At 63.8% G+C, this 431-nt stretch carries 1 protein-coding gene; it reads left to right on the top strand.

Features of this window, described 5'->3' with window-relative positions; genetic code table 11:
- The coding region (locus AC5JJ6_RS37490) for an MOSC domain-containing protein (RefSeq protein ID WP_496046917.1) at positions 1-245 on the top strand (245 nt) is incomplete at its 5' end.
- Positions 246-431 lie beyond the last annotated feature (186 nt).

Genomic DNA, 431 nt, shown 5'->3' with positions numbered 1-431 from the left:
TGGAGCCCTGGGTCGAGGCGCGGTGGATCGGCCATCGGATCGCAATCGGCGACGCAGTGCTGGAGGTGGTCGAGCAGATCGGCCGATGCGCAGCGACCGAGGTAAACCCGGCCACCGCGACACGCGACATCAATATCCCATTGGCTCTTCAGCGGGGATATTCCCACCGCAACTGCGGTGTATACGCCCGCGTGATCCAGGGAGGACGAGTCGCACCGGGCGATCCTGCCGCCCTGATCGAGTGAGTTCGAACGGATCGCTTGCGGCGGGATGACGTCAAAACGCGAGCGGGATGCGGACAGGGTCCGTTTCAGGCGTTCATATGAGCCCGCTCGTCCTCGGCTTCCTCGTCCTCGTCATCGTCCTGATCGTCGTCTTCCTGGTCATGGCCGTTGCCGTTAGTGCCGGTTTGGCCGTTGGGACCACCGTTG

It is taken from the genome of Skermanella sp. (assembly GCF_059503625.1).
Note: the sequence above shows the minus strand (reverse complement) of the source record. Positions and strands in the feature narration are given on the sequence as shown.